Source organism: Candidatus Neomarinimicrobiota bacterium, assembly GCA_017656425.1.
In the GTDB taxonomy this organism is placed as follows: Bacteria; Fidelibacterota; UBA2242; order UBA2242; family B5-G15; genus JACDNV01.
The window spans coordinates 74,335-98,516 of record JACDNV010000008.1 but is presented as its reverse complement, the minus strand read 5'-3'; the positions used below and the strand labels follow the sequence as shown (position 1 = coordinate 98,516).

The window sequence follows — 24,182 nt, the reverse complement described above, 5'->3', positions numbered from 1 at the left end:
ACAAGTGGCTATTTTTCACACTCATCTAAAGACGACGCTTACCATAATTAAAGGGCTGTGGGCTGGTTGTCCTATGCCCCCTCGACCCAAACTAGCACAGAGTTAAAACATGTTGAATCAGTAGCGGGTAAGGTATATAGAAAGAGGAAAGTAAAGCAAAGATAGAGCTTGTTTCAGAACCCTCGAACGCTAGGCGAATCAAATGCAAATATAATAAAGATATGAAGTAAACCATGAGAAAGTTAATGAAGAAGTCAGGTTGATATATCCGCTTTGAATCATGATTTAGTAATTGTTGATATTAATAAAAGAGAATAAAACATACGATGAATATAATAAACAAATAAGGAAAATATTTAAAAGACTAAATAGTAAAAATTTTCTACGCAAGTATGATGGAAGGTAGTCATATAATTACCAAACCATTTAACTATCCAGCCCTTTGCAATGCTTTGATCTACACGCCTCCAGGTAGAATCACTTAACAGATGGATAAGTACTTGCTTGCGCTCACCCAAATCCCGTAAAATGTGACTACATATATATCCACCAACCGTTAAGTGAAATCACTGTCAATGTATTGTAATGGGAAAAATAAAAATAATAAACAAAGAACTACTTGTTAGAATTTTCAAAACAATTTCTTGGTTAGATACACGTAGATGGAGTACCAAAGAGAATTATAACTTTGTAAATTTCTTTAGAAAAGATTTAACTAACTGTGAAAAAATACTCACACACTGGATTTGTTATATTACTGACAGACAGATGCCATTTGAAATCGTATGGAATAAGGGTGGATATGTCTTTTCTGAACTTATATATGAATATTCGAGAGAGCAAAACGGACCTCCGGAAGAGATTTTAAATGAATATTATGAAAAATATAGTGATAATAAAGGTAAAGAACGATTCAGATTTAAATCTAAAACTGATAATGTTATCTTCGCATCCAGATATATCACCGATGATTATCAAAACATACTCCAAACCTTAGAATGTCTAGACAAATATGAAGTAACTATTGGTGGAAATAAATATAAAAGGAATATTGTCGCCTTTATATCATATTTTATTAAACGATTTAGAGGGAAAGATGACCTTCTTATAAGAGTGGCATGTGCCTTACATTTACTGACTTATAATCTTGATGGAAAAAAGGCAACACCTTACAAAATTCTAGAAACTTTGAACGATGATAAGAAATTTGAAGAAAGACTTAATGAATTCAAAAGAACCTCTACGAGCGGAAAAAAGAGATTGTGGTGTTGTGTTAGAGACTATAAAAAAGGATTATACAACAAAATATTCAATGATGCTATAAAAGAAGTAGTACCCGATGACCATGCAAACGAACTATTGAATGTCTGGAATAATTTGCCCATGAATCAAATAGAATTACCAGGTGATGTCTGGAATAACAGTCCTCTATTCAGGGATAATTTGTTTGTGGATGTGTTAGATCTTAGTAACATTCCTAAAACTTGGAATATGCCAAGAATAGTTAGGGAGATTTATAATCAATTGAAAAATGAGAAAGATGTTAAGGATTTTTATCCCGAACAATTTGATATAACTTTTGATTTTGTTCCCAGAATGTGCAATAAAAAATTATGCGATGTTTGTCTTTTCGGGGAAAATGGTGTTGATTTTATTTGCATTCCGACAAAAGATAAATATTGTCCTGTAGCTTTATTAAGCTGTGGTTATATTGCCAGATGTAAAGAGAAAAATTGTATCATTAAAGAAGGGATTAGTAGGGAAATATGTAGAGGTGGGCTTAAATGATTTTAGTGCACCTTGTCTCAGGCTCCGCAGCGCCTTGCACCCTGCCCTTCAGGTCACTTAACATGTGGATATGTAGCTTCGCTACGCTCGGTCCAAATTGTCTCCAGCAACTTTTTATCCCCACAACGTTAAGCAGAACATTTGCCTTTTCAAGATTAATTGAGAGTTACTACCATGCCTGCAACACCATAAGATTCAACAGTAACCTTCGTTCAAATTAAGAATATTGTATTTTTAAATTAAAAAAATAAATTTTATTTAAAGTGAAACATTAGAGGGGAAAAATGAAAAATTTAAGCATTATACTTTTTATTTTATTTTTCACTTTTGCATTTTCACAAAATCCTGAGTGGATTAATTATACTTCAGGCAAAATAATAACTGAAATAATTGAAGAAGGAAATTATCTTTGGATTGGGACAACTGGTGGCATTGTAAAGCTACATAAACAGACAGGACAAACAGAATTTTTCAACAAAAGTAATTCAGGATTACCTGATAATTATGTCAGAGCAATAGCAATAGATAAAGAGGGTAACAAATGGATCGGAACAGGTTATGGACTTGCAAAATTCGATGGAGTAAATTGGACTGTTTACAACACAAGTAACTCAGGATTACCCTATAATGATGTCAATGTAATAACAGTAGATGGAGAGGGAAACAAATGGATCGGAACATGGGGTGGAGGTCTTGCAAAATTCGATGGAGTAAATTGGGCTGCTTATAACAAAAGTAACTCAGGATTACCCACTGACCATGTCAGAGCAATAGCAATAGATAAAGAGGGAAACAAATGGATCGGAACATGGGGTGGAGGACTTGCAAAATTCGATGGAGTAAATTGGACTGTTTACAACACAAGTAACTCAGGATTGCATGATAATGATGTCTTGGCAATAGCAATAGATGGAGAGGGAATCAAATGGATCGGAACAGGTTATGGACTTGTGAAATTCGATGGAGTAAATTGGACTGTTTACAACACAAGTAACTCAGGATTACCTGATAATTATGTCATAGCAATAGCAATAGATGAAGAGGGAAACAAATGGATCGGAACAGGCGATGGACTTGCAAAATTCGATGGAGTAAACTGGACAGTTTATAACACAAGTAACTCAGGATTACCCGATAATGATGTCAATGTAATAACAGTAGATGGAGAGGGAAACAAATGGATCGGAACAGATGGTGGAGGACTTGCAAAATTCGATGGAGTAAGTTGGACTGTTTACAACACAAGTAATTCAGGATTGCCTAATAATTGGGTCAATGCAATAGCGATAGATGAAGAGGGAAACAAATGGATCGGAGCTGAGAGTGGAGGACTTGCTGTGTACCGTGAGGGAGGTGTGGTATTTGATGTTGTAGAAGATAAATATGCAATTACAAGGGATTTTTCTCTCTTACAGATTTACCCTAACCCATTTAATTCGTCTACCACGATTTCCTATCAACTTCCAATTACTACAAAAGTAACAATAGAGATCTACAACATACTCGGAAGGAAGGTTAAAACACTGGTAAATAAGCGCGAGAATGCCGGTACCTATTCCGTTTCCTTCAATTGTTCTAATCTGCCAAGCGGAGTTTACTTCTGTAGATTCCACGCAGGAACTTACTACGACACAAAGAAGCTTTTGCTATTAAAGTAAAACCTTTAAGTACAACTAATGGTAAAAAAATTAATCATTGCTTCGATTGAAGTTAGGTCTAATAGAAACAAAATGATAGAGCCTCACCAAAAAGAACATCAATTTATTTTTATAAATTCCAATAATGCCCAAATATATAACGCTAAGAGATTTTTACCCAAAAGCTGGACTCTGAGGTTAAAAATGCATAAAGATAAATTTACTCTTATTCTTCACTATATTTATAAATTAGCTATTTGCTGTAATTGAAAATAGAAAATGCCTCAAAAAATTTGATCAGGATAAATATCTATTGTTAATGCCTTTGTATTGCCAAGCTCTTCGGGGAGTAAGATTATACTGTAATAAAAACCAAACTTCCGCAAATTGATTCCCAACCCGAAACTATATTTCGAATTATTTCCAGATTGTTCCATCCCTGTTGATGCTACAAATTTATCATAGAGATTTATCTTTACTGCCGCTTGAAAACCACTAATCTGACTGTTTAATTCTGTGATTAAATTTATCCCACCTGAAACCACTATTGGATAACCAACAAATAGCTCAGGTCTTATAATTCCGATTTTTAAAAGTCGTGGTAAATAAGTTGCGTCGAAGCTATTTTTCGCATAAAAGGTAATGTTTTGCAAAAGAACTGACAAAATCATATCTCCGGGGATATCGGTTCTTATTCCTGCATCTCCACTTATTCCATTCTTTCTATAATCGTACATTATCTCATCTATATATTTAATGGAGATACCAAATGTAAATCTATTTAAAATCTTCCTTGCAAAACCACCCGCCACCGAAATATAACTTGCTTCTACAATCCCGTCTGGATCATCGGTAGCTTTTTGTCTTATCTCTATTCCGGGTATTCGAAAACTTACCAATCCTAAACCAAAGGAGCTCTCGTTCCATGGGAATGAAATACAAAGATTATTTGCTGAAACATCAGCAAACCAGAATAAATGTGTAAAAGAGAAGTTTTTCATATCGGTCTTTAGCCCAGCCGGATGCTCAAAAACTGCACCCGGATTACCTGAATAAGGAGAGAAAACTGACATAGTTGATATCGAAGATGAAGAGACAGGGATAGTTAAAAATACCATACCATAGTTTTTAAAACCACCAGAAAATAAATTACTTAAACACAAAACTATTAAAATCATTACAATTACAGCTTTAGAATAAAAACTGCCATGAAAGGACATGTGTTTCTCCTTCCCCTGCAATTCCGAAAATTATTGCATAACCAAGATTTAAATCAATCCTTTCTCCAGCTTTATATTGTGTTCCAAACCCTGCTGTAAAGCTTCCATTATTTACTCCCATTCTTATTTCAAGAATTTTACTAAATAAATAAGAGGTTCCAATATGATATACAAAATCTTCTTTATCTGAGTATCCACCATCGATAGCAAATACAAGTTTTTCAAAAAACTTTTTATATACACCAGCTTTATAAATTACAGGGAATTTATCAATATAATTACTACCTCTTTCAAATACACTCTGGGTATTATAAGAATAGGATGATCCCAGATCTTTTGCGACTAAACCGATTCTAAAATCTTCCCCAGCCAGAAACAAAATCCCAAGGTCTGCCCCCATACCTTTACCCTTCACCTCAACAAGATCATTATATAGAATTTTTACATTGATACCTAATAGAATTTTATTAAAAAATTTATTTCCAAAAGATACATAAAAAGCATTTTCACTGGTATTATATATCTCATCAATCAGCCCGGAGAGAGTTCTTCCCTCAATATTTTTTACGCCAGCACTTATCCAGCAAATTGACAAACCCGCCGATGGTTTCAAGGGCATTGAAAAACCTGCACTATGAAAAAATCTATCCAGAGTCAAGAAGTAATAATTTAAAGATAAATATTTCCTTTCCAATAATGGAAGAGAGGCTGGATTATAATAAAACGAAAAACCATCTGGATCAGATGCTATTCCCGTATTCCCCATTGCCAGAGATTCTACACCAAGACCAAATCTTAAAAAAGACCCTGCATATCCACCATTACCAGCAAATACTGCTGTAGGAACAAAAATCAGTAATATGGCTAATACTATATAGATTATTTTATAATAATTAGCTTTGTCCAGTATGATTTTTTCCTCCCATTACTTTCAATATTTAATTTGCAAAAATAAACTCCATTTGCAACTAGGTTACCCTCATTATCACGCCCTGTCCACGCTATGCTATAATCACCTGAAGATGGAAAATACTTTTTATTACTTTCATATACCTTTTCCATAGCAAAATTATAAGTCTCTAATTGTACCTCAGCAGGATTATCCAAGTAAAATTGAATTCTTACATATCCATCATTTGCTAGTCTATTATGATAATTCGGAGCGAATGGATTCGGATAGGCATAGACCTTCATTTTATCATCCTGCTTTGCAGATTGATATGCTCTAAATATTTCCCAGGTCAGGCCATCATTCGTTGTCCTTGCTACGCCATCACCTGTCCCAACCCACATTTGGTTTGGTGTTAATCTTTTATCTATAAATACACAGAATACCTCTTTAGAATAAATACGTTCTCGTTTCACCTCATCCACAATTGGTTTATACTTAGCCCAATTTTCACCATCAAGAGATTTATATAAACCCTGCTCAGTACATGCAAATACAACAGAATCATAAAATGAGATACTATATGCTCTGACACCTCTTAGTGTGGTTTGCCACGTTCTACCACCATCAATTGATTTACTTAATGCATTAAATTCTGATACATCATCTGCCCTCAGGGTTATAGCCCAGATTATGCTTTTACCATTATAAACCTGTCTTTTTATATCAACTACCCAGTTACCCGATATCCCACTATTCTGCGCAGTAAACCTTTTCCATGAAATACATCCATTCTCATTAACTATCCCAAGATTTATTCCACCTGCAGTGCCAACCCATAGCGTATCTTTATACGCGAGCACACTAAATCCTTTATGATTATGATTTCCATTAGGTGGATCCCGAGGGTCAATGGGATAATCAATAGGACCGCATTTAAGAAAATTATAATCATCATCAGGCAATGGGACTCTTTCCCAGGTCATACCAAAATCAGACGTTCGCCTGAGCCCTCCTGCCCAGCTTACTATGTAAACATATTTATCTGTTATTTCTATATCCCATGTAGTATTCTGAACATTAGTCGTAATAGGTAAAAATTTCACCTTATGCCCATACCAATTTTCTACTGTATCCGACTTATCATCAACTGGCTGAGGTATCCATCTCCATGTCTTACCACCATCAATAGAATATGAAAGACCACCCCCCGCTTGTAGATAAGCTCCCATTATCAGGGTATCAAATACACCAGCTATCCAGATTGTTGAATCCTCTATATCCATTGCAGATATACCACCTTTTGGCATTATACCTGCACCAGGCAAAAAGCTCTCGAAACTATTGCCAAAATTGTAAGTAACCGACAAACCCCTACCAGTACCAAACCATATTTTATCCTCTCCCATTGGCAGAATAGACGTTACACCATTACTTGCAAGCCCAGGGTAAGTTATCGTTGTATCCGATATATCAGGACTCATGAGCCTGAAAAGCTGAGCATTTAATTGTACATTTGTAGTAATCCCTATTAACGAAATAATTATAAATAATATAAACCTTTTCATAATTCTAATTACAATCCCCTATTTTAAAAACCCCATCACTTTCATCAAATCGAGAGTCCTTTTCTATATTAAAAACTCTTATTTTACAATTGCTGGGCATTGGGAAATCAGCAGCAACCACCCAGTTATATTCTTCAACCATTGCATATACTGTATCTATATTTATCGTCTGATCTTTATCAACTATTATAATTTCCAACTTCAACTGAAGTATAAAAGCACTTTCCCAGGAGATTTTTATCGTATCACCTAAATTATAACATTCTCCGCCATTAGGTGATTTCAATGTAACACCTGGATTTCTAATATCTACTCTGAGCGTATCACTAAACAACCCGCTTAAATCCTGAGCGTAAAAGTAAAAGCTAAAAGTTCCCTGATATTTGCTGTTCTTATTCGACGGTTGATACACCGTATATATCCCATCACCCGCAACCTCATCGCCAAACTGTCCATCATCTCTCAAAGCCCATGTATAGTGTGTTTTTATCTCTCCTGTGGGTAGTTTTATGAAATACCTTACTGATACTATATCATCAAGCCCCTGTGGATCACTTGCTCTTATTTTAAAAATTAAAGTATCACCTTTCTCAAAACTTTTTGGAGCCTCAAGAAGGTAGATTACAGGTGCACTATTTATAGAAATATAACCCGAAAATATACCCGGTTCAGTTTCCTCGCCAGATTTATTCACCGCAATCACTATTAATTTGTAATAACCTTCATCCAGATTAATACCTATTATTTTTTTAGAATATATACCATCATTTGAAATTATATCACCTTCAGTTCCATCGTCATCGAGGAATCCGCTATCAATTAAGATCTCATCTGAATAATCGGCAATTTTATATATACTAAATCTAACGGAGTCAATATTTTCATTTCCTTCGGGATCGAACACTTCAGCCCAGATAAAAATTGATGTATCCTGAAAGCTGTAGTTAAATCCCAGAGCTCTAATCTCGAAAATAGCCTCGACCTGTTTATTGCCATTTGAGTCAAAACAATTGGTTAGAAGCGAAATAATTATAACCAAAATAAGAACAAAAAGTTTTCTATATAACAACTGCATACCACCCTCTTAATTCGCCAGAGTCTTTTACATCGATTTTATACTCCTTTAATAATTTCATAATTTTACTATTTTCTCTTTTTAAAAAGCCAGAAAATATCATCACTTTAGGTCTTAACCTCTCCTCAAGTAGTAAATTTAAAAGTTTAATGTTATTCTTTATATCAATATTTGAAACAATTACATCAAAATTAAAATCTTCTAATAAAGTAACATCTTTTATTATTAGTTCATAACCTTTTTTGATATTGTTAAGTTTTAAATTTTTTATGTAATTATTCTTGACCATGCTATCATTGTCAACACTTATAACAAATCCAGCACCAAGCTTTAAGGCAGCAATTGTTAATATCCCTGAGCCACAACCAGCGTCAAGAACCCTTGAATCATTTAAAATATATTTTTTCAAAAAATATAAAGACATCTGAGTTGTAGGATGTGTACCTGTTCCAAAAGCACTACCAGGATTTATAACTATATCAATGTATTCATTACTTAATTTCGGATACCAAGGTGGTCTAATATAGAAACAATTATTTATTAAAATTGGCTTATAATAATCTCTCCATCTGGTAGACCACCCATCATCTACGATAGTATCAATTTTTATCTCATAATCACTTATATTAAACACTGTAAGCTTCTCGTGAATTTTTTCCTTTACTTTATTTATGTTCAGTTCTTGAGAGAAATAAGCTATCAGGGCACCATCTACCTCCTGACAGCCCAACGATCCAGCTTCCGATAAAATATATGTAACAATTTCCTTATCAAAATTGCCTGACAATTTAACTTTGAACCAGAAGGGCTTTTTCAAATTCATAATTTCTCATTTAGAATAGACGTATTCCAGTAAAACTTCTCCCACGATAGCAAGGCTATTGGCACTGCATTTATCTATAGTATCATACAAAGTATGCCAGTAATTAACCCACCTATTAGGATATTCAAAATCTATTATAACAACTGCCTTTATTTTTGCAATCTCATATAGAGGCATATGATCATCATAAATGAAACTTCCCAGACTGAAATCAAACTGTTTATAGCCTTTCTTGTTAGCAATATTCCAGATTTCTTTTATAAGTTCGGGAGCAATTCTATAGGAATACCTTTCGATCGGAATCCTTAGGTCATTATCCCCTATCATGTCAATAATTATAGCTTCATCGGGCTTTCTAATCGGTAGGTTTTTAGCAAAATGTTTAGATCCCAGACAGAAATATTCGAGACTACCCTGATACCCCCAGTCTTCTCCATCAAAGAAAGCAACAATGACATTCAACGGTGGTTGAAACATATTTAATATCTCAGCAATATGCATTAGCACAGCCACACCACTGGCTCCATCATTAGCTCCGATTATTGGATAGCACCTCTTATCAGAATCGGGATGAAGCTCTGCCCTGGGTCTTGTGTCCCAGTGGGCACCAAGTAAAATACTTCTATTATTATTTCTTCCTTCAAAAACACCGATAATATTGGTAAGTGCCAGACTTTTCTTATCAGGTTCTACATACACCTCAAAATCCTGTATTAATATGGTATCAGCAAGATTTATCATATGATTAATCAATGTATCTCGTAATGCCATATGTCCATCAGAGCCCGGATATCTTGGACCTAAGTTACACTGCATTTTAAGATATTCATATGCTTTCTCTCCGTCGAATTTCATCCCATTCGAGCAGTTTATAATAAAAATAAAAATGAAAATGATAGGTGTTAACATTCTCAAATGTTTAAAAATATCTTATCCCCTTATTGCAATGTTTATATCAAAGCCACCATTTCTTGTTATTCTCTTGCCTGTATAAATGTCATAGCTTTCACCATATTCGAAAAATATACCACCGGTCACTTTATTCGTAAAAGAGTAACTAATCTTAGGAGACACTCGCCAGCTTTTATTTTCTCCCTGTTTTGTGAATCTTGTACCATTCTTCCTTTTAGACTTTTTAACAGAATAGCTGTAATCAAAACTAAAATTGAAGGTTATATCATTATCAAGCTGGACATCATTTAAAAATGGCAATGGAATATTCAAACCACCTCTTTTTCTATATGATAATGTAGAAACCATATTCATTTTTTCAGTTATTTCTGTATCTCCCTGCCTGAGTGAAATCGTTTTACCTTTGCTAAGGTTAAAGTTACCATTTATACCTTTTTTAAGATTAAAGGTTAAACCAGCAAGTGGCTGAAAGTTTGAAACATATATTGTATTAATCATCCTCCCGTTCTGAATAATTTTCGTAGACTTTCCAAGAAATGAATGGCTCAAAGAAAGAGAAGTTAAATACTTATTTAAAATCGGTAATTTCTGTAATCCAGAAATATTCAGACGCCATGAGGGAAAAGGGAATCCGTCGCTTCCATCTTTCCCAAGTGGTAAAAAGCTTCTATTCAAATTTTTGTTTGTTTGCAACTGAGTCCTGGTTATTGCGGAATTCTGTGAGTAATTAAAATTCAATTTTATATTTCTGGAAATATCAATACCTGTTGAAGCTGAAAGATCAAAATTATTCACAATATTATCTATGTTTGCACCAATTTCCTCCTGAATAATTGGCAAACCGGGATCTTTTTTAAAACCTATCCTATACGAAAGATCAGGTCTTCCATACCTACCATAATTAGCAATAGAATTACTTAATGAATAACTAAATGATATTGGTTTTACTTTATCCAGAATCTTGTATAGGTGATCCAGTATCGGGATATTCTTCACCTTTTCACCCCTTTTATTTTTATCTACCGTTGGTGTGGGCAGACTAGGTCTACGACGGCCTCTCTTTGTTCTCCCAGACGACGAACTGCCTTCTGGTTTATAAAATGTTTCCAATAATCTTTTAAGACTTATACTTACTGATGTCATGATTCTATTTTGATTGCTAATCTGATCAATGCTTTTTGTTGTACTATTAATAGGTTCACTCCATGCAAAATTGGAGCTGTAGGAAAAATTTGGCCTTAAAAAAGCAATGGTTGGATTAAAATTAATATCATATCCTTCCGAAATATTATTTACTTTCCCTGGTTTTAGCTCTTTTATTGCTTTTAGTTTGTCATTTCCAAATTCCCGCATATCGCTAGCTATACTTTTATTAATCGAAAAGTTTAAATTATCAAAGATTTTGTATGAAAAATTAAAAGTTCGATTCAATCCAAACGTATAATTATTATAAATTTCCCCGTTATCTCTTCTAATCTTCTTAGAAATTGACTCACCACTGGAAAGATTTACAGAAAATTTCTCAGGAGTATAATAAAGCTTTAAATCTTTTATCTTTTCACCTATTATAGGAATAGACTCAGCCCACGAAAATAATTTTACATAATTATTCCTTCCAAAGGGGATAGAATAAGAAAAATTCCCTCTATAACTTTTTGATCTATTAAACCTTGTATAAATATCCGAAAAATCCTGAAAAGAAGCGGAAAAGCTGAGAGTGATCTGGTCAATTGTGTATTTCGTAAACCAATTATCTGAGCGAGTCTTGCTATACCGTACTGTATAACCGTAACTCTTTCTACTAGATATCAAGCTGTCGGGTGGACTATCTCCCGTTAGAATATCCTTCCCAATAAAGTACATGGGAATAGCAGTGTTCTGGTTGTAACTGGCTGAGACGGGTAATCTTAAACCCCAGCTTCTCGGGAAAAACTTTTGAAGATTCAAGCTTGTACTTATTCTGAAATCTTTATTGGTATTAAGAGCATTTGCATTTTGTGACGGTCCCCGCTCCACGGTGTGATAATCTGCATCTTTTCTGCTCAACTGAATATTCATTGACCCCAGATCAGATAATTTAAAATTGATGCTGGTTCTATATGCAATAGCCGGTTCCTTCCTTACATCAGATAATCTTAATTCATCAATCCAGACTTCACCTTTTAGAGTATTTCTAACGGAATTCTTCCTGAATATTTTTATCTCTTCAATACCACTTCTAACATTGTAATATACCTTCGCCCCATTTGTATTAATCAATCCCACCGTCAATGTCTTCACTTTTGTTATAGTTGGTTCCCTGTTTATTATTATTTCCCTACCTGTATATTTGCCGCCTTTGACTTCCTTCCAGACTCTTCTTATAATTTTCCCCTCCTCATCTCTGTATAAGAAAAACTGTTGTGGCTCCGAATCATTACCGGGGAAATCCGATTCTCTAATATAAGTTTTTAATCCCGTTATGAAATTAAAGTCGATTACTATAGAATTTCTTTTATCCCAAAAGATTTGTTCATCTGAAAATATTGGCTGTCTGTACTCATAATAATCTATATCTTCTCCAAACCTAATAAAAAATACTAATCCCGTTGTATCATTCTTTGTAAATCGTAAGCCATCAGCTGTTTTAATATCTTTACCATGGACAAATAATTTTAACTTCTTATAATTTATAAAACTTAATGCTTCCCTGAGATCCTTTCTTGCTGCGGCTATCTGTCCGGGTTTTAACCCCTCCTCCCCATCAAACCATAACACCAATGACTGTTCCTTTAATCTTATCTGATTCACACGATCATATTCCCCTTCGACCCCTTTTGGAGGTTTATATATGTCGGGATTATCCTCAGTATTAATGACCTTTATCGCGAAAGCTTCCTCATTTTGCGTGAATGGCTGGTCGAAACCATTAGCAACTCCAAGTTCTTCCCACTCATTTGATACAAATTCCATCTTTGCAATCATAATTGTATCGCTTCTAGAGAATTCATCAACCCATAACCTGCACATCCGTATGTTATCCCATGAAATATTTCCAGCTGGATCAATCTTTGTAAATTCACTAATCGGTATTCTATATAATTTCCAGCCTGTTGGCCTACCATTATCATAATATGTCCTACCCTCAACGTATTTGTCACCTCTTTCATCCAGGTAAAATGATACAGTAAAATAATCATTCCTATTATCAAGCGTCAAATTATTATCCATATCTTCAGTATCGGGGAAATTTCCCCCTACATCCTTATTATAGTTACCCTCTGTCCCATTGATTTTTCTATAATCGGTTGATGTTTCCTTCCACTTCCAGTTATCTCCATGAGGGTCTTCGGGATCACGTCCATATCTCTTTAATCTTTCATCGCCATACCTGAGTGTATCACCACTTGTGGTGACAATATATTCCTCCTCATCGGGTACGCCATCCAGTCCAACGTCTTCACCCGGATCCACAATTCCGTTACCAAACTTATAACCAGAGCCAGGATCAGGTTTATCCTCTTTATCTAAAACACCATTTCCGTTTACGTCTTCACTAATTTCACCAAGATCGATATGAAGCCTTCCGTGGTCTCCTTTTATCCAAATTTCTAAAAACTTAGTTTTTGTCTGGTCATAGTAACTTGATGGAAAAGGATAAATTATTCCCCCCCATGCACTTTCTCTTGGTACTAACCCATCAGTTACTGATATAGCCCAATCGGGGACAAAACCCAATACAAGAACCTCTGTAATATCCGATTGATTCCTATAACTTACCTCTTTATCAGGCCAGATTGATTGGGTCGGCACACCACCAAAGGGATTAAACCAAAACAGATAACCTCTCTCATTTTGAGTCTTTCCTACTGGTGCAGATGAGATTGACCAATATCTTCTTATAATTGGAGGCGAAATTGTCCTCTTTGAGGCTTCAAAATCATCTATAAATCCAACACCATTATAATCACCAGTCCTTTTATTGTTGATAGTATTGGGATTTGATCTAATTTGAGCAATTTCACCTTCTATGTCGAAGCTCGATTCCTGTTCCAATCTTAAACCTGGAATCATATTTAAAGCTCTATTCAAAAAGTTCAAATTGGTAGAATATTTTCCATTTATATCCCATAGGAAATTTCTCATGGGCTCATAGCCTAACTCAACCTTATTTTCCATAACTGACTTTGAATAATAAAGTAACGTAGCACCTATGAATGACCTTTCATTTATGCTATACTGTGCACGAGCACCAAGAATAGTCTTTTTATCTACCTGGAACAATTCATTTGTCTCATAGCTTATTCTTAAATCCGCATTAGGATCAAGGGCCGCTTCATTTAGCAGGGTAAGTGTACCTGAAAAATAATCTAGTGTATAATCTACCCCCCTTCTTAATTGTGAACCATTTAGAGTAATCTCTTCGCTTCCCTCTATAATCATGGGTTCAAGGTTTATTACAGAACTTCTATTTTTATATTTTACAATTATCTTGAACTTACTGTCACTATAGATATCATTGTAATCTGTTCTACTACTATCATACATTGCAGAACAGCTATATTTTTCGCTCAGATTAGGATTTTTTTCACCACTTTCATCCTGTGAACCATATTGAAATGGTCTCAAATAAGGAAACCATAACTCACCCGTTTGAAGATTAAATATTGCCCCTATATCAAGGTCGGGTATATCATCCGGAGTAGGATTACCATTTTGATCTCTTACATCGAGCCCAAACTTCTGCAAAAATGATTGTCCATCATCGGCAACTTCATCCTTCTTGGTGCTTCCCCGTGTGTACACAATTTTTAATTCAAAACCTTCCTTTTTGATATTTGTCGACCCGAGATAATACACATTTTTAAACTCCAAATTCCAGCATGGATGACTTGGCAACATATTTTTTGGCTTCAATAATTTAAGTGTTATCTGAGTTGTATCCGCTAAATCTCTATCCCAATCACCGTATTCTCTAACAGTATTACCACTTATAGGATCAATGACACGATAGGCAACTCCTACAACCTCATCCTCTCTTAAAGAAGTACTAAATTTAATGAAACCGAGATCTCTATTAACTTCATAATCCTTATCGGGCTCAAGTCTTATAAACAGTCTCTTCTCGGCTAAATTAGGATACTTAGACGGGTCATTTGGGTCTACATAAGCAACACCATAAACAACTCCGGGTTCTTCAACATTAACCGATTTATAAACTTCTATAACATCAACAACCTCGTTTCTATATTTGAATTTGCCATCTATCAGAGGATAAAAATTTGCCCTAAATGTTTCATCAAGAAAGAAGTACAAATTTTTACGGTATTCATAGTCATAGATTTCATAAGTGGTCTCAGTCTCGCCACCTGCAGCACTCAATGCGTTTTTCTTACTTCTCTCAACACTTGCTATAGTTGTAATATCCAGCCCACCAATTTTCATTAAAGTTTTAAAACCAAATAAACCGCTGTTCTTAGCTGAATACGTAGCAAATTGTGTTGCAGGCAAGCTTAAAGTAACATTTCCTGCTTCTATCTTCTGAACTATTTCATCTTCATTACCTGTATACAATATGCGTAAATTATTTTCAAAATCGAATTCCCGCTCACTATCCTGATCTACCAGCAGATTTATCCTATCTCCAATACGTCCCTCAATATTTAACTGTTGTTTTTGGTCAATAATAAATGTAGTTGACCTACCCTCCCTTATACCCGTACGTACCTGAGAGCGTGACTGATTTTGTAACTTACCATTTATATTTATATTACCGGAAATCCTCAACGATACGCTTTGACCCGCAATATCCGCAACTTTTAATTCTATCTGCCTCGTCTTCCTACCTTCCTCACCCTCTTCTTCTTTCCACAATGATTCTACAAGAAGATTCCTTGCATTTATACCGCATTTTATTCTGTAATAATCTTCAACTGGGATTACCTTTGGCAGGAAAATTTCCATTTCGTGATGAAAGGTTCTAAAAACAAAATTCTTATAACTGTAATCTGTCTCACATATTTTCTCAATATTTCTAACATTAACCTTCAAGATATCTTTGCAGATGTAATTACACAGTGAACTATCTCCATATAAAGTTATTCCTGACCTTTTATCTAATGAAGAATCTGAAAACCAATTTTTAATTAAATCAGCTTTAATTGGAAATGTAATGCCAGATATACCACTAGCCATAACTAGTGGGGTAAAATTCAGCAGAACTATTATAACTACAAGTTTCCCATTTAACATTATCAATTTATGTTTCCTATTTATTTTTGAAAATTTATTAGGTAACGGTTTCGGTTTTATATCCCCAGGTATTAACTTAATTGTTCAATTTTATCCAGATTTGATTTTATTGATTCTGCAAGCTTTCTAAAAGCAATACCTCTATGACTTATCTGACACTTTTCATCAATTTCCAACTCGGCAAAAGTTTTTCCAAGATCAGGCAAAAAGAATATAGGATCATACCCGAATCCATTCCTGCCAAGTTGATTTGTAATAATAAGTCCCTCAACAGTTCCCTCTTCATGCAATATCAAATCAGGATGATAAAAAAGTGCTACACACTTAAAAACAGCTCTGCGCTGACTTACGGGATAGCGTTTTACCTCGTGAATTAACTTATAAATATTATCAGAATAACTCGCCTTTGCACCGGCATACCTTGAAGAATTAATACCTGGTCTCCCATTCAAAATTTCTACCTCCAAACCGGAATCATCAGAAATTGCAGGCATTTTTGTTGCATTATAAACAGCTGTCGCTTTCTTTAATGCATTCTCATAATAAGAGGTTCCATCTTCTCTAATATTACCAATATCCTTAAACTCCGAAAGATAATGAATTCTTACACCTTCAACATTAAAAATCTTCTCGATTTCTTTAATCTTATCTTCATTCTTGGTTGCCAATACAATATCAACCATTAATTCTCCTTTCTATTCAATAATCTAAAGCTATCTTACCTATAATTGTATTTAATGTCAAGCTCAATCAAGCTATGAAACTTAGCTAGACTTTTTGAAATTATATTTTATTTAACACTTCTGTTATAAGTTTCCAGAATTTTTCAACTGAAGGGATGAAAACCCTCTCATCAGGTGAATGTGCGCCTATAATTGTTGGACCAAATGAAACTATATCAAGACCAGGATATTTTTCAGAAATTATACCACACTCAAGACCAGCATGAATAGCCTTAACCTCAGGCTCTTCCCCAAATAACTCCTTATATGTTTCTTTCATTATCCTCAGAATTTCAGAATCCATATTTGGTGTCCATCCAGGATATCCGGCACCCTGTGTAACCTCTGCACCCGCTAGTAATCCACATGCCTTTACTTGATTTGCGATATCGATAATTTCTGTTGAAACCGAACTTCTCTGACTGGTTCCTATTTTAATTTTTCCGTCAACAATTTTTACAGTTGCAAGGTTTGTACTCGTCTCTACTAAATCAGGTATTTGCTGGCTTTTCTTAATCACACCGTGAGGAATGCTATATAACAGATTTAACAGCTTCCTCTGGAATGGCTTCGAAAAGGTTGTCTTATTTTTTATATCCAATACCTGGTAACTTATCTTAACATCCTCTTCTATCTTATCCAGTTCTTTTAAAAAAATCTCCTGATATCTCTTTATGTAATTCTCCAAAATTTCGACGTCATCCGATTTTAATGAAATCTTAACTTCACATTCACGTGGGATAGCATTGTGCTTGCTACCTCCATCTATTGAAAACATCATAAAATCAACTTCATTATTAAGATCCCACAATAGCCTGTTCATTAATTTTATTGCATTACCTCTCTCCAGATGAATATCGAGCCCGGAATGCCCACCTTTTAAACCAGTAATTTTTAATAATATATCAATATAATCTGAAGGTTTTTTATCCCACTCTATTGCAAGTGTTATTTCTGTATCTTTTCCACCTGCACAGCCAATATATATAGCATTATCTTCCTCGGAATCGCAATTTATCATATATTTACCTGTAATAAAACCTGGCTTTAAAGCACTCGCTCCAGTCAGCCCTGTCTCTTCATCAACTGTGAATAAAAGTTCTAATCTGGGATGTCTAACATCCTTAGACTCCATAAGTGCAAGCATCGCTGCAACCCCAATACCGTTATCAGCGCCAAGTGTCGTCCCATCCGCAGTTATATAATCACCTTCTCTTTTAAGTTTAATTGGATCCTTGGAAAAATCATGATGAACATCCTTATTCTTTTCGCATACCATATCAAGATGTCCCTGCACTACTACCCCAGGCGAATTTTCCTTACCCTCTGTTGCAGGCTTTATCACAACAATATTCCCAAATTCATCTTTTTTATATTCCAGACCAAGCTCATTGGCTACTTTTATAATATATCCAATAATCTTCTCCTCATGTTTTGACTCTCTTGGTATCTGACTTATTTGATAAAAATAATGCCACAATCTCTCCGGCTTTAGTCCTTCAATAACATCTTTTGCCATTACACCCTCCTATAATTTTTTTAATTGCTTCTTAAAACCTTCTCAATCTTTGTAATTGCCCAGTCAAGTTCATCTTTTTCAATAATTAGTGGTGGTGCTAACCTTATCACATGTTCATGGGTTTCCTTAGCTAATACCCTTTCTTCCTTTAAGGCTTCACAAAATCTCCTTGCTCCACCGGCTTCCTTTTTCAATTCAATACCTACCCACAATCCTTTACCTCTAATCTCCTTTATAAAAGGACTCTTTATATTTTTTAACCTCTCAATCAAATATTTTCCAAGCTTCCTTGATCTTTCCGGAAGGTTTTCTTCAACTATTATTTTCAAAGCTTCCCTCGCTACAGCGCAGGCAAGTGGATTACCACCAAAAGTTGAACCATGATCTCCAGGATTAAAAACACCCAAGATCTCATCATCTGATAAAACCGCTGATACAGGATACATACCGCCGCCAAGAGCTTTACCAATTATCAATACATCAGGTCTTACCCCTTCAAGTTCACAAGCGAAAAGAGCTCCAGCTCTTCCCAATCCGCTCTGGATCTCATCTGCCATAAATATAACATTGTTTTCTTTACATATTTCATAAGCTTTCCTCAAATAGCCATCAGGCGGTATCACAACCCCATTTTCTCCTTGTATTGGCTCAACCAGAAACCCAACAGTGTTCTTATTTATAACCTTCCGAAGCGCATCAACATCACCGTATGGTACAATAACAAATCCTGGAGTCAATGGTCCAAAGCCACTTTTATACTGTTCTTCCCCTGAAAAAGAGATTATTGATATTGTTCTCCCATGGAAGTTCCCCTCACATACTATTATTTCAGCTTTATCTTTTTCAACCTTTTTAACTTTATATCCCCACTTTCTCACTGCTTTAATTGCAGTTTCTACTGCCTCAGCACCAGAATTCATGGGTATCATTTTGCTATAGCCAGTAAGCTCGCACAATTCCTTTGCAAGGAGTGGTAACTGATCGTTTCTGAAAGCACGACTGGTTAGAGTCAGCTTTGCGCATTGTTCCTGCATAACTTTAACGAGTCTGGGATGACAATGCCCTTGATTTACAGCTGAATAAGCAGAAAGAAAATCCATATACTTTTTGCCTTCTATATCTTCAACCCAGACTCCGTACGCATTTGTAATTACAATATCAAGCGGATTATAATTTCTGGCTCCATATTTTTGTTCCAGCTCTATCAATTCTCTGGCATTCATCATCTACTCCAATAAAAAATTTTAGCAAAATTATACAAATTAACCCCCTGATTATAATTAAAAATTTTCAAAGTATCAAATTTATTTGTTAATTATTGCTCACATTCTCAATTGGCTTATTTACTATCAATTTCCACATTTTCAATTTTATTAAGTAACTTTCTTTCTATCAAATCATCCCTTCTTATAATACTTTTTATATATTTTATTTTCAAGGCAAGTATCTCTATTTCAAATAGCTTCCAGATATAGCTCGGACTCTGCAATCACTGTATCTATAAACCTTCATAAAAGTGCATATACCATATACTATCCAAGACAATTATGCTGCAACTTTCAGTAAATTCAAACTGTGCTATCACCAAAACACAATTCGCTACTGGATTGCTTTTTCAGATAATTCAGTTTCTACGTTAAAAATCATTATGACTGAATTGTCGCCTAGAGGAATATCCCAATATTGTAACTTGTCCTGTTATGATGTCACAACGATATATTAAATTTAGCCTTTAAACCGCAGATGAACTCTATATACTATTCTCTTTTTTGCACATACCATCAAATTGGGATAAATCTTGAATCTGCATTTATTACCAATAGTATTCACATTCAATATATCAAAAATTCCTCATGTTCTTAAAAAAGTAATGAAATTCCAAAATTATCAAATTCCTTTAAGCAAAACTGTAACATGATTCGATTTTATTCTCCAACAATTCACCTATTTTACTTATCATAACAAAATTTTACGGATAATCACTAATTTTCTTCCTTAAATCCAGTTCTTAACGAGTCTTAACAAGTTCGGTTAACCACATGGGTATATATAAAAAATGGCTGACCGTGTTCCGGGCGGAACACCAATCAGCCTAAGGGGCAGTGTCATTTATTGTGGGGATTGGTGAGGGGGTATTCAAATATCAAATTAGTTATTATATTACTCAATATGTGTGCCAAACGATTCTCTCGTCTATAAAAAAAAAAACATATAGATAAAACGTGTTGCTATGATACTACAAATATGTATTAAGAATACTACAAAAGTTTATTCAATTCCAAGTACTTTTTTTAAGTACATCCCAGTATATGAAGATTCAACCATTGCTACTTCTTCAGGCATGCCTGTGGCTACAATATAGCCACCATCTTCTCCACCTTCAGGACCCAGATCTATTATATAATCTGCAACTTTTATAACATCCAGATTATGTTCTATTACAATTACAGTATTACCCTGATCAACAAGCCTGTTGAGCACCTTTAACAACATTTTTATGTCATGAAAATGTAAACCTGTCGTCGGTTCATCCAGTATATAAACTGTCCTTCCAGTGGAATGGCGGCTTAATTCTGTAGCAAGCTTAACTCTTTGCGCCTCTCCTCCAGATAAGGTTGTAGCCTGCTGACCAAGCTTTATGTAACCAAGTCCGACATCTTTAAGAGTTAATAGCTTTCTTTCAATTTTTGGGATATTTTTAAAAAACTCATAAGCCTCATCCACTGTCATATCGAGGACATCTGCAATGTTTTTACCTTTATACTTTATCTCAAGCGTTTCTCTATTGTATCTTTTCCCCTTACATTCTTCACATTTAACATATACATCAGGAAGAAAATGCATCTCAATCTTTTTTATACCATCACCATCACATGCATCACATCGGCCTCCCTTAACATTAAAAGAAAATCTCCCCGGTTTATAACCTCTGATCTTCGATTCTTTTAAAGAAGCAAATAGGGCTCTAATATAATCAAAGGAACCTGTGTAAGTTGCTGGATTTGACCTTGGAGTCCTACCTATGGGAGATTGATCGATATCAATGACTTTGTCTATATATTCGATACCTTCTATTTTATCATAAGGAAGAGTGGGCATACGAGAATTATAAAAATATCTATGAAGGGCTGGATATAATGTCTCATTAACTAAGGAACTCTTACCTGAACCTGATACTCCTGTTACGCAAATAAATAATCCCAAAGGGAATACCACATTTATATTCTTTAAATTGTTCCCTCTTGCACCGTAGAGAATAAGTTTTTTATCAGTAGGTTTTCTTCTTACAGCAGGGACAGGGATTTCTTCCTTACCACTCAAGTATTTACCGGTTAAAGATTTTTTACTAATCTTTATCTTTGATGGTGGTCCTTCTACGACAACATAACCACCATTCTCACCAGCTCCAGGTCCAAGGTCAATTACGTGATCTGCAGACTCAATCATCTCACGATCATGCTCTACAACCAGCACAGTGTTACCAAGGTCCCTTAATCTTTCTAGAGTCTGAATCAATCTTTTATTATCTCTCTGATGTAAACCAATGCTCGGCTCATCAAGAATATATAAAACTCCAACAAGCTGAGACCCAATCTGTGTAGCAAGCCTTATCCTTTGTGCTTCACCCCCTGATAAAGTCTGAGCCGACCTATCCAGTGTTAGATAATCTACTCCTACATTAATTAAAAATTGCAACCTTTCTTTTATTTCTTTCAATATCTGTCGGGCAATTTGATATTCGTATTTAGAAAGCTTCAAATTTTCAAAGAAATTGTAACACTGTCTTACTGTCATTCTTGAAATATCACTAATTGAAAATCCATTAATTTTTATCGATAGAGACTCCTTCCTTAATCTGCTCCCACTACACTCGCTGCATGGTCTCATACTCATAAATTGCTCAATCCACATTCTAATACCAGTTGATGTCGTTTCTTTGTATCTTCTCTGCAAATTAGGTATAACACCTTCAAATGGTGCATTATATTCACCGATTACTCTCTGGGATCTAAGGTCAAAAGAGAGAGGTGAATCACCAGTACCATACAGAATCGCCATTTGAGCTTCTTTTGGCAAATCCTTAAAAGGTGTTACGAAATCGAACCCATATCTTTTGGCGAGGGCTTTCAAAATAGAGGAAAACCAACCACCCCTTGGCTGTTCACCTAACGGGACAACAGCACCTTCACTCAAACTTTTACTTTTATCGGGAACCACAAGGTCAGGATCAACTTCTATTTTCATCCCCAGACCATCGCACGCTGGACAAGCGCCATATGGACTGTTAAAAGAAAACATCCTTGGAGATATTTCATCATAACTTATACCACATTCTGGACAGGCAAAGTTTTCACTATAGATTTTTTCTTCTCCCCCATTAATTAGAGCAATAAGGAGCCCATCCCCCTTTCTTAGAGCAAGCTCTACAGATTCACTTAATCTCTCCTTAATACCATCTCTTATAATCAATCTGTCAACAACCAACTCTATATTATGCTTCTTATTTTTATCAAGACGTATATCACGTTCTACATCCATTATCTCACCGTCTACTCTAACCCGAATAAAGCCTTCTCTCCTAATTAATTTAAAAACATCTCTGTACTCTCCCTTCCGTCCCCTTACAATTGGTGCAAGAATAATAACTCTTGATTCTTCAGGCAGACTGAGAATATCATCAACTATCTGCTGGGGTGTCTGTTTCTGTATTCTTCTGCCACATGAATAACAATAAGGTATTCCTATCCTCGCAAATAATAACCTGAGATAATCATAAATCTCCGTTATTGTACCCACAGTTGAACGTGGATTCCGGGAGACAGATTTCTGCTCAATAGAAACCGCTGGTGATAATCCTTCTATAAAATCTACATCGGGCTTTTCCATAAGGCTAAGAAACTGCCTTGCATACGCTGACAGAGATTCCACATATCTTCTCTGCCCTTCAGCATATATCGTATCAAATGCAAGAGAAGACTTCCCCGATCCAGATAAACCAGTAATGACTACAAGCTTACTCCTCGGTATTTTTACATTTATGTTTTTTAAATTATGTTCTCTCGCCCCTTTTACTAATATATACTTGTTTTTCACCTCGTTACCAATCAAAAAAACCAATAAATTTACCAAAATTTTAACTTGATTTAAATTATTATTAGCTAAATTTTCTCACAACTCCATATTACTATACACGGTTAGTTGTAAAACTCAATTCAAATCTTATCCTTTTAAATCTTTCAATATTTTTGAGAAATTAATTATTGAAAAATGAAAAGTATAATCTACAATAAAGCCAGAAGTGTCCATGCAGATTTATATGGTCATTTAAACAATACAAGAATTTTAGAATTCCTGAAAAGAAACAATATGGAATTTCAAAGAAAAGTACAGGAATATCAAACAGATACATAACAAAAAAACTTGGGCTAATAACGGTAAATATAAATATTAACTTCCTATCCACTGCTAAATCCGGCAATTAGCTTGAAATTATAACCTCTATCAAAAAATTGGCAATAAAAGCCAGGATCATTAGGGCAGGCTAGTGTCCATAAAATTTAATGGAGAGTATATGACGACACCTGGGTTAATGTCACTTATCTCGGCAACCTACCCTATGGTTACTTCAGCCTTTAATATGAATCAACCGAATGCCTTAGAAACAATAAAAATTTCCTGTTATAGAGTGCTGATATAAAGCAACCTTTCTAGAATTGTTATTCAGGTGCAGACATTTATCCAAATGTGCAAGTTAACATAAACCAATCCCGTCAATATAGCGCTTTGTGTCATTCATG

Annotated in this window: 14 protein-coding genes; 2 read left to right on the top strand and 12 right to left on the bottom strand. The window is 34.9% G+C overall.

Annotated features, from left to right (window positions below; all coding sequences use genetic code 11):
* Positions 1-585 precede the first annotated feature (585 nt).
* Both H0Z29_07170 and H0Z29_07165 read left to right on the top strand, forming a co-directional pair.
* Entirely contained in the window at positions 586-1,788 is a 1,203-nt protein-coding gene (locus tag H0Z29_07170) for a hypothetical protein (GenBank protein MBO8131281.1), read from the top strand.
* 284 nt (positions 1,789-2,072) lie between these two features.
* Complete coding sequence (locus H0Z29_07165; protein MBO8131280.1) at positions 2,073-3,446, top strand: T9SS type A sorting domain-containing protein; 1,374 nt, start codon at positions 2,073-2,075, stop codon at positions 3,444-3,446.
* A gap of 263 nt (positions 3,447-3,709) precedes the next feature.
* Here the strand turns inward: H0Z29_07165 and H0Z29_07160 are convergent, their stop codons facing one another.
* The 12 genes from H0Z29_07160 to uvrA form a co-directional block, all read right to left on the bottom strand.
* A complete protein-coding gene (locus H0Z29_07160; protein ID MBO8131279.1) occupies positions 3,710-4,645 on the bottom strand; it encodes a hypothetical protein in 936 nt (311 codons plus the stop codon).
* Entirely contained in the window at positions 4,617-5,411 is a 795-nt protein-coding gene (locus tag H0Z29_07155) for a hypothetical protein (protein ID MBO8131278.1), read from the bottom strand. Before H0Z29_07155 ends, H0Z29_07160 begins: the two co-directional genes overlap by 29 nt.
* 113 nt (positions 5,412-5,524) lie before the next feature.
* Entirely contained in the window at positions 5,525-7,102 is a 1,578-nt protein-coding gene (locus H0Z29_07150; GenBank protein MBO8131277.1) for a hypothetical protein, read from the bottom strand.
* A 4-nt stretch (positions 7,103-7,106) separates the two neighbouring features.
* The gene (locus H0Z29_07145) at positions 7,107-8,177 is read right to left on the bottom strand and encodes a hypothetical protein (protein MBO8131276.1); all 1,071 of its coding nucleotides are present in this window, start codon (positions 8,175-8,177) and stop codon (positions 7,107-7,109) included.
* Positions 8,161-9,000, bottom strand: coding sequence for a 50S ribosomal protein L11 methyltransferase (locus H0Z29_07140; protein ID MBO8131275.1), 840 nt, complete (start codon positions 8,998-9,000; stop codon positions 8,161-8,163). The genes H0Z29_07145 and H0Z29_07140 overlap by 17 nt, the downstream gene beginning before the upstream one ends.
* Positions 9,001-9,006: 6 nt before the next feature.
* Positions 9,007-9,855 (bottom strand): M28 family peptidase, encoded by an 849-nt coding sequence (locus H0Z29_07135; protein ID MBO8131274.1) that lies wholly within the window; start codon positions 9,853-9,855, stop codon positions 9,007-9,009.
* Between the two features lie 75 nt (positions 9,856-9,930).
* On the bottom strand, positions 9,931-16,149 hold the full coding sequence (sprA, locus tag H0Z29_07130; GenBank protein ID MBO8131273.1) for a cell surface protein SprA: 6,219 nt from the start codon (positions 16,147-16,149) through the stop codon (positions 9,931-9,933).
* A 65-nt stretch (positions 16,150-16,214) separates the two neighbouring features.
* The gene (gene rdgB, locus H0Z29_07125) at positions 16,215-16,826 is read right to left on the bottom strand and encodes an RdgB/HAM1 family non-canonical purine NTP pyrophosphatase (GenBank protein ID MBO8131272.1); all 612 of its coding nucleotides are present in this window, start codon (positions 16,824-16,826) and stop codon (positions 16,215-16,217) included.
* 100 nt (positions 16,827-16,926) lie between these two features.
* Positions 16,927-18,384 carry an aminoacyl-histidine dipeptidase gene (locus H0Z29_07120; GenBank protein MBO8131271.1) on the bottom strand — a complete coding sequence of 486 codons (1,458 nt, stop codon included), beginning with the start codon at positions 18,382-18,384 and terminating at the stop codon, positions 16,927-16,929.
* A gap of 20 nt (positions 18,385-18,404) precedes the next feature.
* Positions 18,405-19,610: an ornithine--oxo-acid transaminase gene (rocD, locus tag H0Z29_07115; GenBank protein MBO8131270.1), complete on the bottom strand. Its 1,206-nt coding sequence runs from the start codon at positions 19,608-19,610 to the stop codon at positions 18,405-18,407.
* A 113-nt stretch (positions 19,611-19,723) separates the two neighbouring features.
* Positions 19,724-19,873: a hypothetical protein gene (locus tag H0Z29_07110; protein MBO8131269.1), complete on the bottom strand. Its 150-nt coding sequence runs from the start codon at positions 19,871-19,873 to the stop codon at positions 19,724-19,726.
* A gap of 779 nt (positions 19,874-20,652) precedes the next feature.
* On the bottom strand, positions 20,653-23,478 hold the full coding sequence (gene uvrA, locus H0Z29_07105) for an excinuclease ABC subunit UvrA (protein ID MBO8131268.1): 2,826 nt from the start codon (positions 23,476-23,478) through the stop codon (positions 20,653-20,655).
* Between the last annotated feature and the right edge of the window lie 704 nt (positions 23,479-24,182).

Bases quoted from the DNA above. Each gene is read 5' to 3' on its own strand.
- H0Z29_07170 (MBO8131281.1), top strand. From the start codon at position 586: ATGGGAAAAATAAAAATAATAAACAAAGAACTACTTGTTAGAATTTTC.
- rocD (MBO8131270.1), bottom strand. From the start codon at position 19,610: ATGATGAATGCCAGAGAATTGATAGAGCTGGAACAAAAATATGGAGCC.
- H0Z29_07155 (MBO8131278.1), bottom strand. From the start codon at position 5,411: ATGGGGAATACGGGAATAGCATCTGATCCAGATGGTTTTTCGTTTTAT.
- H0Z29_07165 (MBO8131280.1), top strand. From the start codon at position 2,073: ATGAAAAATTTAAGCATTATACTTTTTATTTTATTTTTCACTTTTGCA.
- H0Z29_07150 (MBO8131277.1), bottom strand. From the start codon at position 7,102: ATGAAAAGGTTTATATTATTTATAATTATTTCGTTAATAGGGATTACT.
- H0Z29_07140 (MBO8131275.1), bottom strand. From the start codon at position 9,000: ATGAATTTGAAAAAGCCCTTCTGGTTCAAAGTTAAATTGTCAGGCAAT.
- H0Z29_07120 (MBO8131271.1), bottom strand. From the start codon at position 18,384: ATGGCAAAAGATGTTATTGAAGGACTAAAGCCGGAGAGATTGTGGCAT.
- H0Z29_07160 (MBO8131279.1), bottom strand. From the start codon at position 4,645: ATGTCCTTTCATGGCAGTTTTTATTCTAAAGCTGTAATTGTAATGATT.
- rdgB (MBO8131272.1), bottom strand. From the start codon at position 16,826: ATGGTTGATATTGTATTGGCAACCAAGAATGAAGATAAGATTAAAGAA.
- H0Z29_07135 (MBO8131274.1), bottom strand. From the start codon at position 9,855: ATGAAATTCGACGGAGAGAAAGCATATGAATATCTTAAAATGCAGTGT.
- H0Z29_07145 (MBO8131276.1), bottom strand. From the start codon at position 8,177: ATGCAGTTGTTATATAGAAAACTTTTTGTTCTTATTTTGGTTATAATT.